At 48.2% G+C, this 707-nt stretch carries 2 protein-coding genes; both read right to left on the reverse strand.

All coding sequences use genetic code 11. The features are described from left to right. Window positions 1-61: 61 nt before the first annotated feature. A complete protein-coding gene (locus RMT89_RS40480) occupies window positions 62-211 on the reverse strand; it encodes a hypothetical protein (RefSeq protein ID WP_315888748.1) in 150 nt (49 codons plus the stop codon). Beyond that, entirely contained in the window at window positions 212-553 is a 342-nt protein-coding gene (locus RMT89_RS40485) for a hypothetical protein (protein ID WP_315888749.1), read from the reverse strand. Window positions 554-707 lie beyond the last annotated feature (154 nt).

The raw sequence follows: 707 nt of genomic DNA on the forward strand, positions 1-707 counted from the left end.
AAAAAGTAAAAAGAAGGGAAAAAGCTTACCTATGGTAAATTCACCTTCTTTTTGCACGCTCCTATCGATGGTTAAAGCCGGTCAGCCCGGCCAGAATGGATGCAACCGCCATAGTGATGATAATCGCTGCGTAAATGTTGCCATGCAGAATGTACGATACGAAACCGAACGCGCAACCGGCAATGGCGCAAAGAATGTAGATGACTGCCATTCATTCCACTCCAATATCTGCGTCGGTAACGTCCAACATATATTCGCGCCGAAAATCTTCATTGCTCATAAGCCAACCCGGCTCACTGGAGCGAACGAACGACGGTTTACCGAAGTTCTTTTCGGCGTGTCTTTCGATGGCTTTAATATCGTCATCGGTAATTGTGCGTCCACGGTCACGCGGCGACACGTTGCCAGCTTTGTTAACCTTGACTTTCAGCACGGTTACGCCGGGGTTTTTCTTGCGGATGATTGCTGCTGCCCGCACCGGGCTTTCAGCGTTGACAACGTGCGTCGTCTTGTCGCCGTCCGTCTTCAAGAAATGTACGCGAAATTCTGTCATTTATTGGTTTCTCCGTTTGCGTCTGTCAATAGCAATTACATGGTGCATTTATAATGTCAAGCGACAATTGCGATTTATTCGATTGGCAATACCGAGCAACCGGCGATGATTTCATTAAGCCGTGGAAGCCGCACGCTCTTGACCATGTGCAATG

This window comes from Streptomyces sp. P17, assembly GCF_032436805.1.
In the GTDB taxonomy this organism is placed as follows: domain Bacteria; phylum Actinomycetota; class Actinomycetes; order Streptomycetales; family Streptomycetaceae; genus Streptomyces.